At 70.5% G+C, this 14,966-nt stretch carries 12 protein-coding genes and 3 pseudogenes; 8 read left to right on the plus strand and 7 right to left on the minus strand.

Annotated elements, in window-relative coordinates; genetic code table 11:
- Positions 1-166 precede the first annotated feature (166 nt).
- Entirely contained in the window at positions 167-1,489 is a 1,323-nt protein-coding gene (locus JOF41_RS05235; protein WP_189226117.1) for a hypothetical protein, read from the minus strand.
- Positions 1,486-2,751, minus strand: a complete 1,266-nt coding sequence (locus tag JOF41_RS05240; RefSeq protein ID WP_209616535.1) for an NB-ARC domain-containing protein — start codon at positions 2,749-2,751, stop codon at positions 1,486-1,488. The genes JOF41_RS05235 and JOF41_RS05240 overlap by 4 nt, the downstream gene beginning before the upstream one ends.
- Before the next feature lie 230 nt (positions 2,752-2,981).
- Here JOF41_RS05240 and JOF41_RS05245 point away from each other — a divergent pair, with 230 nt between their 5' ends.
- The gene (locus tag JOF41_RS05245; RefSeq protein ID WP_209624034.1) at positions 2,982-3,938 is read left to right on the plus strand and encodes a quinone oxidoreductase family protein; all 957 of its coding nucleotides are present in this window, start codon (positions 2,982-2,984) and stop codon (positions 3,936-3,938) included.
- A 413-nt stretch (positions 3,939-4,351) separates the two neighbouring features.
- Positions 4,352-4,738: pseudogene (locus JOF41_RS05250) on the plus strand (sigma factor); the annotation flags it as partial.
- 234 nt (positions 4,739-4,972) lie between these two features.
- Here JOF41_RS05250 and JOF41_RS05255 read toward each other — a convergent pair.
- Positions 4,973-5,938: a LysR family transcriptional regulator gene (locus tag JOF41_RS05255; RefSeq protein ID WP_209616538.1), complete on the minus strand. Its 966-nt coding sequence runs from the start codon at positions 5,936-5,938 to the stop codon at positions 4,973-4,975.
- 104 nt (positions 5,939-6,042) lie between these two features.
- Between JOF41_RS05255 and JOF41_RS05260 the strand changes: the two genes are divergently transcribed.
- The 3 genes and pseudogenes from JOF41_RS05260 to JOF41_RS38535 all read left to right on the plus strand — a co-directional run.
- Positions 6,043-6,888, plus strand: a complete 846-nt coding sequence (locus tag JOF41_RS05260) for an alpha/beta fold hydrolase (protein WP_209616541.1) — start codon at positions 6,043-6,045, stop codon at positions 6,886-6,888.
- Positions 6,885-8,303, plus strand: a complete 1,419-nt coding sequence (locus JOF41_RS05265; protein ID WP_244989513.1) for an MFS transporter — start codon at positions 6,885-6,887, stop codon at positions 8,301-8,303. The genes JOF41_RS05260 and JOF41_RS05265 overlap by 4 nt, the downstream gene beginning before the upstream one ends.
- Positions 8,304-8,503: 200 nt before the next feature.
- A pseudogene (locus JOF41_RS38535) lies at positions 8,504-8,638 on the plus strand (ester cyclase); the annotation flags it as partial.
- A 17-nt stretch (positions 8,639-8,655) separates the two neighbouring features.
- Here JOF41_RS38535 and JOF41_RS05270 read toward each other — a convergent pair.
- Positions 8,656-9,255 carry a TetR/AcrR family transcriptional regulator gene (locus JOF41_RS05270; RefSeq protein ID WP_229796121.1) on the minus strand — a complete coding sequence of 200 codons (600 nt, stop codon included), beginning with the start codon at positions 9,253-9,255 and terminating at the stop codon, positions 8,656-8,658.
- 122 nt (positions 9,256-9,377) lie between these two features.
- Positions 9,378-9,878, minus strand: coding sequence for a MarR family winged helix-turn-helix transcriptional regulator (locus JOF41_RS05275; RefSeq protein WP_189226112.1), 501 nt, complete (start codon positions 9,876-9,878; stop codon positions 9,378-9,380).
- Positions 9,879-10,075: 197 nt separating this feature from the next.
- Between JOF41_RS05275 and JOF41_RS05280 the strand changes: the two genes are divergently transcribed.
- Complete coding sequence (locus tag JOF41_RS05280; protein ID WP_209616543.1) at positions 10,076-11,020, plus strand: NADP-dependent oxidoreductase; 945 nt, start codon at positions 10,076-10,078, stop codon at positions 11,018-11,020.
- A 35-nt stretch (positions 11,021-11,055) separates the two neighbouring features.
- Positions 11,056-11,901 (plus strand): annotated as a pseudogene (locus tag JOF41_RS38540) (alpha/beta hydrolase fold domain-containing protein); the annotation flags it as partial.
- A 92-nt stretch (positions 11,902-11,993) separates the two neighbouring features.
- Here the strand turns inward: JOF41_RS38540 and JOF41_RS05290 are convergent.
- On the minus strand, positions 11,994-12,584 hold the full coding sequence (locus JOF41_RS05290; RefSeq protein WP_209616545.1) for a TetR/AcrR family transcriptional regulator: 591 nt from the start codon (positions 12,582-12,584) through the stop codon (positions 11,994-11,996).
- 133 nt (positions 12,585-12,717) lie between these two features.
- Positions 12,718-13,659 carry a transposase gene (locus tag JOF41_RS38545; protein ID WP_372448470.1) on the minus strand — a complete coding sequence of 314 codons (942 nt, stop codon included), beginning with the start codon at positions 13,657-13,659 and terminating at the stop codon, positions 12,718-12,720.
- A gap of 260 nt (positions 13,660-13,919) precedes the next feature.
- On the opposite strand from JOF41_RS38545, the gene JOF41_RS05300 reads away from it, so the two are divergent.
- Positions 13,920-14,942 carry a Gfo/Idh/MocA family protein gene (locus JOF41_RS05300; RefSeq protein WP_209616552.1) on the plus strand — a complete coding sequence of 341 codons (1,023 nt, stop codon included), beginning with the start codon at positions 13,920-13,922 and terminating at the stop codon, positions 14,940-14,942.
- Positions 14,943-14,966 lie beyond the last annotated feature (24 nt).

Below are 14,966 nucleotides of genomic sequence, written 5' to 3' on the forward strand. Positions count from 1 at the left end.
GACTGCTCGGTCACCGCGATCCGGTCATGGACGATGCCCGGCCACACCGATGGGCACACGGTTTGTGCGATCCACGCGGGCGTCGGGCATCGTCCCCGTGCGGAAGCCCCACCTCGACGCCGGGTGAGGCTGGAAGCGGCTCACGCACACCCCGACCGGGTCCGGGTTACCCGAGTTCGACGGTTGTGCGGTCATGTGGCTCTCCGCACGGGCACGAGAACGCCTCCGGTGGCCTCTGTGACCGCGTGCTCCGTGATGGTCGCGCCGTGCTCAGGGCACGGCGCGCGACAGCGGTGAGCCGGCTCCACACCGACAACGGATCGTCTGTGATCTCGGTCCTGGCGTAGAGCCACACGCCACGCACAGCGATGCGCGCTGCCGTCGCCCAGGCACGCTGCTTCGCGTGCAGCACCAGTAACTGCGCCAACAGCAGCAACTCGGCGCGGGGCCCGATGTGCGCACGACTGACCTCGATCCCGCGCCGGAGAATGCGCTCCGCCTTCTCCAGTTCGCCCAGACGCACGTGGAAGCGTGCCCAGGTGCTGTCGAGGACCGCCGACCCGACGCTCACCTCCCCGAGCCGGGCGAACGTCTCGCTGGCGGTGATCAGGTGGTGCGCCGCTTCGCTGACGGCGCCGCGTTCCACCAGCAACTCGGCGATCCGCTGGTGGTAGAAGCCGTGACCGTGGAGGAAGTCGTCCGACAGCTCCTCGGCCCGCACGTAGAACCGGATGGCGAGCACGTGATCGCCGTCATCGGCGGCGAGGCGACCCAGGTAGTGCAGGGCCGTGGCCACCGGCTGATCGGTGGGCCCGCCGCTACCGCCGTCCCGCCATCGCGAGACGACCGCCTCGAGCAAGCAGCGGCTCCGGGCCGGGGCGGTGTAGTAGTACAAGACGCCGGTCGTCACCTCGACATCGGTGGCGTGGCGCTTCGCCGCTCCGGTGGCCAGTACCTCGCGGCACAGCGACAACTGCTTGCGCGCCGCCCGGTACTGGCTGGTGTCGATCCGGTACTTGGCCAAGGTCAGCCGAGCGGCAACCAGTTCGTCCGGGGTCGTGGCGGTGTCGACGGCGCGTTCGATGAACCCGCGCCTGCGGGCGGTGCCGTTGCTCAACCGCGCCTGGAACCGCGCGGCGGACAGCAGCAGGGCCGAGGTGGCCGCACCGCGCTCGTGCAGGACGTCGATCAGCGCCAGCGCGTTGGTGAGGAACTCCCGGTGCTCGCTGAATCCGGTGCCCGAGCCGGTGGTGAAGAAGGTGCTGAAGGAGAGTTCGACCAGACCGGCGAGGACATGCGATTCGACTGCCTCGGGTGCGACCAGCGCTCCGCGCAGCAGCGTGGCCAGTCGCGGCACGTTCTCACTGCGTCGGTAATCGTCGGAATTCGCCACGGCGTCGACGATCTTCTCCGGGAACCGCTGCCGGGCACGGGCGGCGAACTGCGACTGCCACTTCGACCGACCGGGGACTTCGACGTCCACGTTCAAGCCCCCTGACGCTGCCACGCCAGCGGACAGGTGTACTCGTAGAGCAAGCTGTGCACGGAGTAGCGGCGGTTGCGGTCCGAGGGACGCACCAGGCTCAGCCTGCACGCCGTCTCCAGCAGGCTCTCGAAGCGGTCGTCACTGGCCACGCCGCTCTCGGCGCGGAGTTCGTGGTAGGTCAGCGAGTCGCCCCGCCCGCTCGCGCAGAACGAGAACAGCAGTCCGACCGCGTCCTCCTGGGAGAATCGCGCGCTCAACTCGTCCAGCGATCGGTCGAACAGCCACGTGCGCACACGCCCCCCGAGCTTGCCGTCGGCCACCGAGCGCAACTCCGAGATGACTCGCTCCAGCGACCGCCCGGTGACGATGAAGCGCCGCGTGATCAGCTTGATCAAGAACGGGTTGCCCTCGGTGATCCCGAAGACGGGTGCGAGGTCCTCGTCCTGTGCGGTGCCCAGGTCCGACCCGGTGTCGGCAGCCAGCAGGCGAACCAGGTCATAGGTCTGCGCGGGCGTCAGGGGAACGATCCTGAAGTCGCGGACATCGGTCCCCTCGTCGACGACGGCCCAACGGCTGGTCACGACGACCACGTGCGGATGCCGCAAACCCAGTGCGCCGAGCCGTTCGAAGACGCGGTCGGCGGCGTGGACGACTTCCAGGTTGTCGACCACCACCAGCGCGCGCGTATCAGCGGGCGCACCGGCCAGGTAGTCGGTCAACTCCTGCTCCCACAGCGCCTGGTTCGGGGAGAGGGGGCAGTTCAGTTGAGCGGCGATCATGCGCAGCACGTCGTGCCAGTAGATCGAGTCGACGGAGGCGTCGCCCTGGCCGGCGTTGGAGAAGCGCGTGTTCTTGGCCGACGCCCACACCACGTGGGTGAAGTGCTCGCTGGTCGCCACCTGTTGCACGGCGGCGTGCGTGATGGCCGTCTTGCCCAGTCCTCCCGCTCCGGAGACGCTGATCGCGGCGGTGGAGGTGGGATTGGCGATCGCACGGGCGAGCTCGGCGACGACTTCCTGAACGTGCACGAGTTCCTGCGGTTCGACCAAGGCGTGCGATTGCCACGTCGACAACGATCTGTGGGGATCACCTGGTGAGCTTTCCGCCGGCGGTCGTGCCCGAGGAGGCGCGGGCGTGTGTAAATGCACTTGTTCGATGTGCCCCGCCTGCACCGAACCCCCGATGTTGTCGACCACGTTGTTGCCGGTCGTGTGCTCGTGGGGAGCTGAACGCCGAGCCGCCCAGCGGCGCAGGGAGTTCCACATGGGGGCATCATCGCGCGGTGAACGCGCCGTTGGTGGGAGCCGTCCGGGTGGATGCTCCGTTCAGGTCAAGGACCTGGATCATCCCGCGTGGTCCCGGACTTGGCGCGGATCTCTCGGAGCTCGGATCTCGAGGTCCTGCCAGCACTTGGACGCGGTGTCGCTGCGCGGCTCTCCGCGATCACGGAAAAGTGTACTTGCAGGTACATTTTCGCGGACATAGCTTCGGCCGCATGAGAGCGGTAGTGGTCAGCGAAGCGGGAGGACCGGAAGTGCTGCGGCTGCGGGAGCGGCCGACACCTCGTCCGGGCCCTGGAGAAGTACTGGTGGACATCCGGGTGGCAGGCGTGAACTTCTTCGACGTCGGTGTCCGCCGGGACCGGTTGGCCGAGGTGCCGGGCATGGAGGGCGCCGGCGTGGTGGTGGAGACGGGCGAGGGCGTGCACGAGTTCGCCCGGGGGGATCGGGTCGCGTGGCTGACGGCCGACACCCATGCCAGCTACGCGGAGCGGATCGTGCTCCCCGTCGCCAACGTCGTCGCGGTACCCGACGCCATCGACGACGAGACAGCCGCGGCTGTGCTGTTGCAGGGCCTGACCGCGCACCACCACTCCACTGTCTGCCACCCGGTGCGGCCAGGGGACATCACGCTCGTGCACGCTGCCGCCGGTGGCGTGGGGCTGCTGCTCACCCAGTTGATCAAGGCTCGTGGCGGTACCGTGATCGGTCTCGTGTCGCGGCCGGAGAAAGTCGAGATCGCCACGGCTGCCGGTGCCGATCACGTCCTGGTCTCCACGGGTGACGCCTTCGTCGAGCGGGTGCTGGAGCTGACCGGTGGCGAGGGGGTGCACGCGGTGTTCGACGGCGCGGGTGGGCCGACGTTCTCCGCATCACTTCAGGTATTGCGCACGCACGGCACCATGGTGTTCTACGGGCCGCTGATCGGCGATGTGCCGACCATCGCCATGAACGAGATCCCACGCAGCACCCGCCTGACCTACGGCACGCTCCCCGACCACATCCGCACTCACGAGGAGCTCACCGCGCACGCGGCTGAGCTGTTCGGGATGGTCGAGAGGGGAGAGCTGGTCGTCCGGATCGGCGGCCGCTACCCGCTGGCCGAGGCGGCGAAGGCCCACGCGGACATCGAATCGCGCACGACGACCGGGAAACTGCTGCTGTTCCCGTGACCGGTTCCCGCAGGGGCAACGGAGTGGTGTGAGCGCGGTCACGAAAATTCCGGCAACCGGATCGACGGTCGAGGACTGGGGAAGAGATGAAGCACCACCCACGAGTGGTGCGCCTACTGCCAGGAGAGTGATCAGTGCGAGCACGATTCATCGCTGCGGCAACCCTCGGTCTGACGGTGGTCGCCGGTCCCGCGATTGCCTTCGCGAGTGCCGGAACGCAGAGCACGTCGGTTCCCTCGCCGACGCACCAGCTTCCGGCGGAGCCCGTGCAGCGGCCTGCTGAGCCCGTGCAGCGGCCTGCCGAGCCGGTCCAGCGGCCTGCCGAGGGCGACGAGGCGGACCCCGCGAACACCACGCAGCTCCCCGCACAGCCGGTGCCCGGTCTCTGACCGGAGCCGCGGGGAGCATTCCCCATGCTGTCCACTCCGGACGACGCGGAGTTCAGCCGCTGCTACAGCGAACACGTGGCGTCGTTGACGACGACCGCGTACCTGCTGTGCGGTGATCGTCATCGGGCGGAGGACCTGGTTCAATCCACGTTCCTCGCGCTCTACTTGGCGTGGGACCGGGTGGACGGACGCGAGCGGCTGGGCAACTACCTGCGCACTCTGCTGCTGCGCAAGTACGTTGCCCAGCGCCGCGCCTCGTGGTGGCGGCGTGAGCGCACCGCCTCCGAGCTGCCGGACGTGCCCGCGCCGCCGCAGGACAAGGGGGAGGACCAGATGGTGCTCTGGCCCGCGATGGCGGCGTTGTCCGCCAAGCAGAGCGCGGTGCTGGTGGCCCGGTTCTGGCTGGACCTCGGAGTGGACGACGCCGCGCGAGCGCTGGGCTGTTCCCCAGGCACGGTCAAGAGCCAGACGGCCTCACGGTGCGGCTGTCGTCCGCTCCGGTCGAACCCGCCACACCTCCACACCCGACGACGACCACGTCCGCACCCACCGGACAGCGCCCGGCGTCGCCCGTCAACCCTCCACCGCAAGGACGGTGACATCCCTGTGCTCGTCGGGAACGGCGTCCGTGCGGGGCCGGCGCGATCAGCCGCGATCGGGAGCGGGCTCGCTCGACCGGGCCCGCCTGCCCGCGAGGACGCCGTCGAGACGGGAGCCGACTTCAGCGCAGTTGGCGCGGACCACGTCCAGGAACGCGGCGAGCACCGGGGAGTCGTCGGCCGCGCGGAAGGACAATTGCAGGTCCGGCAGGCGCAAGCGCGGGGCGACGTCGCAGAACCAGATGTCCTTGCGGCTCGCCAGCCGCATCCGGGACGGGCCGAGGCCCACGCCGACGGCGCAGGCCGCGAGGCCGGTGATCGTGTGGATGTCGCGCGACAACGTGGCGGTGTCCAGCGCCGTCGCGTCGACGCCGAACAGGCCGCGCAGGTGGGCGGCCACGGCCGGTTCCTGCTCGGGCGCCGCCACGATCAGCCGCTCGGCGGCCAGTTGCTCGAGCCGGATCTCCGCGCGGCCCGCGAAGGGGTGCCCGACACCGACGACGGCGACCAGGTGGTCGGCGCCGATCGGGACGGTCACCAGACCTTCCACGCCCGCGCCGCGAGGGGCGCCGCGGCTGACCGCGACGTCGAGCTCGCCCGCGACCAGGGCCGCGGCCGACTCCGGGCTGCTCATCTCCCGCAGGTCGAGCCGCACGTCCGGCCGGGTCCGGCGGAACCGGCCCAGCACCCCCGGCAGCGGGTCGAGCAGGGCCGAGCCGATGAAGCCCATCCGCAGCCTGCCGGTTTCACCGCGCGCCGCGCGACTCGCCTCGACCGCCGCGGCCGTCATCTCGCAGAGCGCCCGCCGGGCCCTGGCGAGGAACGCGACGCCCGCGGCGGTGGGGAACACCCCGTGGGGGGTGCGGTCGAACAACCGCTCGCCGATCTCGCGTTCGACCGCCGCGATCTGCGCCGACAGCGGCGGCTGGGAGATCCCGAGGGACGCGGCCGCGCGGCCGAAGTGCTGGTGCTCGGCGAGCGCCAAGGCGTACCGGAGGTGACGCGACTCCATACTCTGAAGATATCGCGTGCGGGTTATCGAGATATGAAAGTGGATGACCGATGCCGAGGCGCGGTGCAGTGGAGCTCGTACCGCACTCCCTCCGAGAGGTCGTCATGAGCGCAACCACCGCCTGCGTCTTCGTCCACGGTGCCTGGCACTCCTCGTCGCACTGGGCCGCGACCCAGCGAGCGCTGGCCGCCCACGGCGTGCCCAGCGTGGCCGTGGACCTGCCGGGGCACGGCGTGGCCGCGCCGATGCCGTCGGGGTACTTGCGCCAGGGGCAGCCCGGCTTGGCCACCGAACCCTCCGCGCTGACCGGGCTCACCACCGGCGTGCTCGTCGACGCGCTGGTCGCCGAGCTGGCCGAGGTGCGACGCCGGTTCGCACGGGTGGTCCTCGTCGCCCACAGCGCGGGTGGCGGCCCGGCGTCGGCCGCCCTGGAACGGCAGCCGGACCTGGCCGAGCACGTGGTGTACCTGTCGGCGTTCGTGCCCGCGGGCAGGCCGCGCTTCATCGACTACGTCAGCGCGCCGGAGAACGCCGACGCCGCGCCTTTGCCCTACTCCGGTGATCCCGACGTGATCGGTGCGCTCCGGATCAACCCGCTCTCGTCCGACCCCGCCGAGGTGGAGGCCATCCGGCGGGCGTTGCTGAACGACTGGCCCGCGGACCGGCCCGGCTGGCGCCTCGCCCTCCACCCCGACGAACCCCTGGTGTCGCTGCTCGGGGAGTTCGCGGTCACCGCGGGGCGATGGGGCCGGGTTGCCCGCAGCTACATCCGGCTCGGCGACGACCTCGCCCTGCCACCGGCCACCCAGGACCTGATGATCGCCGAGGCGGACCGGATGGCACCGGACTCCCCGTTCGCGGTGTTCTCCCTGCCCGGCGGCCATTCGCCATTCCTGACCCGGCCCGACGAGCTCGCCGAGCTCGTCGGGCGGATCGCGAAGCAGGCATGAGGCCCGCCGCGCAAGCGGTGTTGCTGTCGGGGACGTTCGTGCAGCTGATGAGTGTCACCGTCATGCAGTTGGCCGTCCCGCGCATCCGCCACGACCTCGCCGCCTGCTCGGGCGCGGGGCAGCTCGCGCTGGCGGGCTACACGCTGACCTACGCCTGCGTGTTGATCACCGCCGCCCGGCTCGGGGACCGGTTCGGCTACCGGCGGCTGTTCGGGATCGGCACGACCGTGTTCACCGCGGCGTCGTTGGCCGCGGCCGCCGCGCCGGAAGTGGGGACGCTCGTGGTCGCCAGGCTGGTGCAGGGGGCGGGCAGCGGCTTGGTGGCACCGCAGGTGTTGTCGCTGATCCAGACCGCGGTGGCCGCCGACCGGCGGGCGGGCGTGCTGGGCCGCTACGGAGCGACGATGGCCGTGGCGTCGCTGGCCGGTCCGCTGTGCTGCGGCGTCCTGCTGCACCTCGACCCGTTCGGATCCGGCTGGCGGGTGGCACTGGCCTTGCCGGTGCCGGTCGGGCTCGCCGCGCTGGCCGCGATCCGGCTCCTGCCCGAGGGACGCGGACCGACGGGAGCCGGCCGGGTGGACCCCGTCGGCGCCGTCTCGTCCCTGACCGGACTGGTGCTGCTCGTGCTGCCGCTGACTCTCGGCCAGGACGCGGGTTGGCCCGTGTGGACCTGGCTGAGCCTGGTGCTGGCCGTGGGGCTGCTCGTCGCCTTCGGCGCGTCACAGCGGCGAGCGCGGCACCCGCTCGTGCGGCCCGAAGCCCTGACGGCGGCGACGACCCGCTGGGGCATCGGCGCGGTGCTGCTGTTCAACGCGGGCATCCCGTCGTTCAGCCTGCTGCTGTCCCTGCACCTGCAGGGCGCGCTGAACCGCGAACCGCTGGTGACCGCGTTGACGGTCGCGCCGTACGCGGTCGGCGCCCTGCTGGGCAGCCGGGTCGCCGAAGCCGCGGCGTGCCGGTTCGGCGCCGCCGCCCTCACTGCCGCGTCCGGAGGGCTCGCCGTGGTGTCGTTGCTGGTCATTCCGGCGCTGTCCGGTTCGGCGCCGGTCCTGTGGGTGGTGCTGGGCGCGGGCGGGTTCGCGTTCGGCGTCTTCACCGCGTCGGCGTTCTCCCTGGTGCTGCGGCGAGTGCCCGCGCACGCGGCCAGTTCGGTGTCGGGGCTGCTGCCCACCGCGCAGCAGCTCGGCGGCACGTTGGGGGTGGCCCTGGCCGGAGCCGTCTACACGGTGGGGGCGATGGGCGCGGCGATGGTCTACGAGGCCGTCGTGTTCCTGCTCGCCGCGGCGTCCACGGCCCGCCTGCACCGGCGGTGTCCCACCGTTGAAATCCGACGGTCGTATCGTCGGACCCGACGAGCACCGCTTGGTCGCGAGCAGGAGCGGCATGGACAAGAGCTTGGGCGACAACCTCGTTGAAGCGCGCTATCGGGCCTACCTCGACTGCCTCAACGAGCGACGGTTCGAGGGTCTCGCCCGTTCGTGCACGACCCCGTCGTCCACAACGATCGACGGCTGGCGCTGACGGAGTTCCAGGACCTGCTGCGGCGCGATGTCGTGGAGATGCCGGATCTCCACCACCAGGCCGGCCTCGTGGTGGTGACCGCAGACCTGGTGGCGTGCCGATCCTCTTCGAATGCACGCCGAAGTCCTTCCGGGGGATGCCCGGATCGGGCAAGGAGGTCTCGTGCGCCGAACACGTCTTCTCCCGGTACCGGGAGGGTCGCATCGCGCGCGTCTGGTCCGTGATCGACGTGGCGGCGATCCGCGATCACCGCGTTTCGGCTCTGGGCAGCATCCGGATCGCTCCCTCGGCGATGGCGTCCAGCACCGCGCGGTCGACGCCGCCCTTCCCGATCGCCTCCATCCCGCGCGTGACGGCCAGCAGGACGCCCGCCAGTTGCTCCGGGTCGGCGCTCGGGTCGATACCGCCTTCCGCCTGGGCGGCGCGGACGCAGTCGACGATGGCTTCGTGCAGCGCGAGGTAGGCCGCACGTGTGCGTTGTTGGACGTCCTCGTCGGTTCCGGCGAGCTCGGCGGTGCTCTTGGCGAGCATGCAGCCCCTGGTGTCGTCCGCGAACGCCGCGGCCGTGTTCCGCATCAGCGCCTCGAGCCTGTCGGTGGCCGGGCCCTCGCCCCGCAGCGCGACGCGAAACGCGTCGATCGACTGGCCGCAGTAGTCGTCGAAGGCCCGGAGGAACAAAGCGTGCTTGTCGCCGAAGGCCCCGTAGAGGCTGGCCCTGGCGAGGCCCGTCGCGGTCATGAGGTCGTCGATCGAGGTCGCGGCGTAACCCTTGTCCCAGAACTGGTCCCTCGCCGCCCGGACCGCGTCCTGCTCGACGAACTTGCGCGGCCGTCCCATCTTCGCCATGGCCCCATCTTATTGACGGAACGGTCCCGATGTCGGGTCCGGTTCGCGGCTGGGATGACGGGGCCGCCGCCCTGGCGCGCCACGGCGGGCGGAACGGCGGGCGGGGGCACCGGGTCGAGTCCTCATGCTCCGTCTTTGCGGCGGCGAGGAGCGGCCGAGCGGGGCGGCGTCGAGCGCATGTGCTCGCGCACCGGTGCCAGCAAACCGGCGAGGGTCTTGACGTCGTCGCGCGACAGCGGTTCGAACAGCAGGCCGCTGACCACCTCGATGTGGCCCGGCAGCACCTTCGCCAGCAGTGCCCGTCCGGCATCGGTGATGGTGACCGTGACGCTCCGCTCGTCGTCCGGGGAAGGGGCGCGCACGACCAGCCCCGCCTTCTCGAGCAGACCCGCCTGGTAGGTCAGGCCGCTGCGGCTGTAGACGACACCGTCGGCCAGGTCGGTCATGCGGTGGCTGCCCGTCGGCGAGTCCCCGAGGCGGGCCAGCAGTTGGAACTGCACATAGCTGAGATCGCCCGACTCGCGCAACTGCTGCTCGACCGCGTGTCGGAGCAGGCTGGTCACCTCGATGAGGTCGAAGTAGGCACCGAGCTGCACGGGGTCGAGCGACGGCGAATCGGACATGACCCCAGTGTACTGCTTCGAATTCGAACATCGCACTGTGCCGGGTGGGGTTTCGCGGGTGTCGGTGCGGGCGGTGTCGGGCGTGGGCGGGCACCGCGCGGTGTGGTGACCGCCGCACCTTGCTTCGAATTCGAAGCTGATGTACTGTCGCCGACAGGTGCTTCGACTTCGAAGCAAAAGACGAGAGTGAGAGTCCGATGAAGGCAGTGCGTTTCCACGACTACGGCACCCCCGAGGTCCTGCGCTACGAAGACGTCGAGCAGCCCGTTCCCGGTGCCGGGCAGGTTCGGGTCCGCGTGACGAGCACGTCGTTCAACCCCGTCGACGGCAACATCCGCGGCGGTTTCATGCGGGGCCCCATCCCCGTGACGCTGCCGCACACCCCCGGTTTCGACGTCGCGGGCACGGTCGACGCGCTGGGCGAGGGCGTCGAGGGCCTCGCGGTCGGGGATCGGGTCGTCGGGTTCCTGCCGATGACGGAGGACGGTGCGGCGGCGGAGTACGTGCTCGCACCGGCCCGGGTGCTGACGCCTGCGCCGAAGCGCGTCCCGCTGGCCGACGCCGCCGCGCTGCCGTCGGTGGGCCTGACCGCGTGGCAGGCGCTGTTCGACCACGGCGGGCTGGCGGCCGGGCAGCGCGTGCTGATCAACGGCGCGGGCGGCGCGGTCGGCGGCTACGCGGTGCAGCTGGCCAAGTGGGCCGGTGCGCACGTGATCGCCACGGCAAGTCCGCGCAGCGGCAAGAGCGTCCGGGACTGGGGGGCCGACGAGGTCGTCGACCACACCGCCACCGAGGTGGTCGAGGCGGTGGACGAGCCGGTCGACCTCGTGCTCAACCTCGCGCCGATCACCCCGGAGCGGCTGGCCGCGCTGGTCACCCTGATCCGTCCCGGCGGCACCCTGGTCAACACCACGGTGTGGATGCCCGCGCCGTCCGACGAGGACCGCAGCGTGCGCGGCGTCGACGTGTTCGTCCGCAGCGACGCCGAACAGCTGGCGCAGCTGGTGGAGCTGGTCGACCGCCACGAACTGCACATCGACATCGCCCGGCGGGTGCCGCTGGCGGAGTTGGCGTCGGTCCACGCCGACGCCGCCGCGGGCACGCTGCCCGGCAAGGTCGTCGTCCTCGCGCCCGGCGCCTGACTCCCCGCGTCCACCGATCCCCGAAGGACGCAGCCATGTCTTTGGACCCGGACCCCGAGATCGCCGAGGCGTTGGCCCCGATGGCGGACGCGATGGCGCGGACCACCCCGCCCGCGGTGGGTGACGTCGCGGCGCGGCGCGCCCTGTGGGAGCCGATCATCGGCGCCGCCGGAACGGCCCAGCCGATCCCGACCGACGTGACGATGAACGACCGCCACGTGACCACGGACGACGGTGCGCGGATCACGGTGCGCTGATACGCCAAGCACGGTGCCGCACCGGGTTCCGCCGTGCTGTTCTTCCACGGCGGCGGGTACGTCCTCAGCCACATCGACCTGTTCGACGGTCCTGTCGCCCGCTACGTGTCCGCCAGCGGCGTGCCGATGCTGTCGGTGGAGTACCGCCGCACCCCCGAGCACCCCTTCCCGACGCCGCTCAGGGACGCCTACGCCGCGCTGCGCTGGCGATCCTCGCCCGCGAGCGCGGTGGGCCCTGGATCGCCCGGCAGATCCTCGTCATGCCGATGCTCGACGACCGCACCACCACCCCCGACCCGCACGTCGCGCCCCACGCGCTGTGGTCCTACGACGACAACCGCACCGCGTGGCCCGCCCTGCTCGGCGACGCCGCAGGCGGGTTCGACGTGCCCGCCAGCCCGGCTGGAGGACGCGAGCGGGCTGCCCCCGGCCTACATCGAGGTCGGCCAGCTCGACGTCTTCCGCGACGAGGACACCGCCTACGCCACCAAGCTCAGCCGAGCCGGGGTGCCGGTGGAGTTCCACCTGCACCCCGGCGCCCCGCACGAGTTCGGCTCCATCGCCTTCGAGTCCGACCTCGCCCGCCGCGCCATGGCGGACCGCGTCCGAGTCCTCAAGTCCATCTGGGCTCGCGCTGGCTCCCGCACCGTCACCGTCATCGGCGCTGCCGCTGTCAGCGGTCCCGAGGCGGCCTTCGGCTCGCGGGCGGGCCGGTCTCAGTCGGACGGGTCGGCCTCGCGGACGCCGGGCCGGATCGCGTCGACCAGCATGCGGACGAGCTGGTCCACGCCGACCCCCCACGTCTCCTTCGACAGGTGACCGCTCAGCTCCAATCCGGCGATACCGTGCGCGCTGGACATCAGCAAGGCGAAGTAACGTTGCGCGTCGGACTCGCCCACCACGTCCGCGACGAGGGTGAAGAACTCCTTTTCGAGGCGACCGGCGGCCTCGGCGGCGGCCGGTGTGTCCGCCGGAGTGCTGAACATCAGCGCGTATCGGTGCGGCCGCCGTCGGGCGACTCCGATGAAGGTCAGGATGGCCTGCTCGAGCCGCACCTGCGCGGGAGCACCGGCATCCGCGCGGAGTTTCCCGACCTCGTCCGCCAGCTCGCTCCACTCGTTGATGGCGAGCTGCGTCAGCAGGTGCTCCTTGTTCTCGAAGTGCCCGTAGGGCGCGCCGCGCGAGACTCCGGCCCGGGCCCCCACCTCGCGGAGGGTCACCGCGCCGGGTCCTCCCTCGTCGAGCAGCTCGGTGGCAGCGCGGACAAGAGCTCGTCGCGTGGCTGCGGCGCTCTCGGCTCGGGTCATGCGGACAGCTTAGTTGACAACGTCAGGTGAAGCGGGGACGGTGATTCATATGACGTTGTCACATGAATTGTCCGTCAACGACGCCCCTCTGGATGACCGGGAACTTCGGCATTTTCCAGAGCGCCTTGGCCCACTAGCGGTCCTCCCCTGAGCGGGGCACCTCCTCCGGTGCCCGATCCCTTCCCGAGCGGCAGTCGGGAAAGCGTCCCGACATCACGGCCGACCCGATGCGCGGCGCCGCGTCGGCCACCTCGCTCGGCGACACCACCCGTACAGGAGACGTGGCCAGTGGTGCCATCGCACGAAGTCCTACCCGATCTCGCGGGGCGCAACATCCTGGGACCTGCCGCGCTGACCTGGCTGCTGATGCCCGCGTTGCGGGCAGCGGGAACCCCCGAACGGCCGTCCAGGGTGGTGACGACGTCGAGCCTGGCGCTCGACCGGCGGTTGCGCCTCGCCGGTGATCTGGTGCTGTCGATCGCCGCCCACTCCGGCCTGACGACATCGGAGACCCTGTCGCCCAATTGCATGCGGCATGAGCGAGCTCGGGCCCGGCCACGTAGGAGATTCGGGCCGGTGCGAGTGGTGTTCCGTTCCACCAGGCGTCGAGTCGGATCAGGGTGACGGCGGCGGCGGTGAAGACGTGCGCGAGATGCGTTTTGGCCAGGCTTGTGCGGCGTGAGCGGCGTACTCCGGTGACGGTGACGGCTTGGTGGATGGTGCCCTCGACACCGGCACGGGCGGCGTGGCGTTGCTCCCACTCCTGGGCGGCCTGCTCGGCCCGGACGCGTTCGAGTGGAGCGTTCTGCTCCTGAGGACGGACGGTCAGTTGCCTGCCGCAGCGGTGTGAGCTGGTGCACTGGTTGCGCACAGGGCAGGGCGCGCGGGTGCCGGTGGCGAACCGGATCCGGATCGCCGGACGCTTGCCGCTGTCGAAGCCTTCGGCCCAGCACTTGCTGATCGCTCCGGCGGACACGTGGCCTGTCCGCCCGACCGGTCGATCTCGAAGGCTTCCGCGAAGTGTTCGTCGGGAAGTGGCCGGTAGCGGTCGAGGTTGGGGTACCGAGCGGCTCACCTCGGATCAGGCGGTAGCCATCGGCAGCCCGTACCGCCGGCAGGGCGGAAGAGGGGAGGTGCTCGGGCCTGGTTGCGTGGAATCGCGCTGATCGCGAGCCTCGTGCGACCTTTTTGCGCTATGGACAACATATTCTTCGCCAAGCGTGCCTCTTCGTGCCCGGTGGAAACCGTGGCGGAACGTCGAGAAGGGCTGCTAGCCTCGTCTTGGGGCGCGCGGTTTGGCGTTCCGGGTGACACACGCTTTGGGGGGGCTGTGTAGTGCGATGGGGGTTCATCGGTGCCGGGGGAATAGCGCAGAATTCACTCGGTCCCGCAGTGCACGCCGCGCGTGGCGCGGTGTTACGGGCATCTTCTTCTCGGTCACCCGTTCGGGCCGCTGCGCTGAAGCCTGAAGTGGTACACGATGATTATTTGTCCCTGCTGAACGATCCGACAGTGGACGTCGTTTACATAGCGCTGCACAACAGCGCCCACGAAGAATGGGTCCTCCGATCGCTTCGCGCAGGCAAGCACGTGGTGTGCGAGAAGCCACTGGGCTTGAACGCCGCCGAGGTGGCGCGCATGGTGGACGCCGCCAGGCGGAGCGGTCGGTTGCTGGTCGAGGCGTACTGGAACCAGTGGCACCCGAGGTTCCGGGAGTTGGCGCGGATCGTGCGTGACGGTGAATTGGGCGAGATCCGCTCCGTCCGGGCCCGTTTCCGCGGCGCGCAACCCGCTGCGGGCGACTACCGCACCGACCCGGCCCTGGGCGGTGGAGCGCTCTACGACGTGGGGTGCTACGCGATCGCCGCCACGCTGACCGCGTTCGGGGGTCGGGAACCGCTGGAGGTGACGGCGGAGCAGGAGACGACCGATCGGGGCGTGGATGCGGTCACTCGAGCGGTCTTGCGCTTCGACACCGGCAGTGCGTTTGTCGAGGCGTGCCTGAGGGGTGATCGGGATGAGGAACTGCTGATCAAGGGCGATTCCGGCGAGGTGGAGTTCACCTATCCGGTCTTCACGGCCAAGGATCAAGTGTCGTTGCTCCTGCGATCGGCACAGCGGGAGAGCATTTCGACCTTTCCTCCGGTTGATCCGTACCGACTGATGGTCGAGGAGGTGTCGGCGGCTGCGCGAGGGGAAGATTCCTTCGCCTTCCCCGTCGAATCCTCGCTGCTGGTCGCGCGCGTCATGGACGCCGTGCGCGCCGCAGCGATCGGCACCTCCGCGTCGAGCGGGTCGGGGACGGACGACTCGATTTCACTCAGCGGTCCGGATTTGAATTCCGCGAATTTCTCCTGAATTCGCTGACGTTGAACGGTTTCG

Source organism: Saccharothrix coeruleofusca (genome assembly GCF_017876325.1).
Taxonomy (GTDB): domain Bacteria; phylum Actinomycetota; class Actinomycetes; order Mycobacteriales; family Pseudonocardiaceae; genus Actinosynnema; species Actinosynnema coeruleofuscum.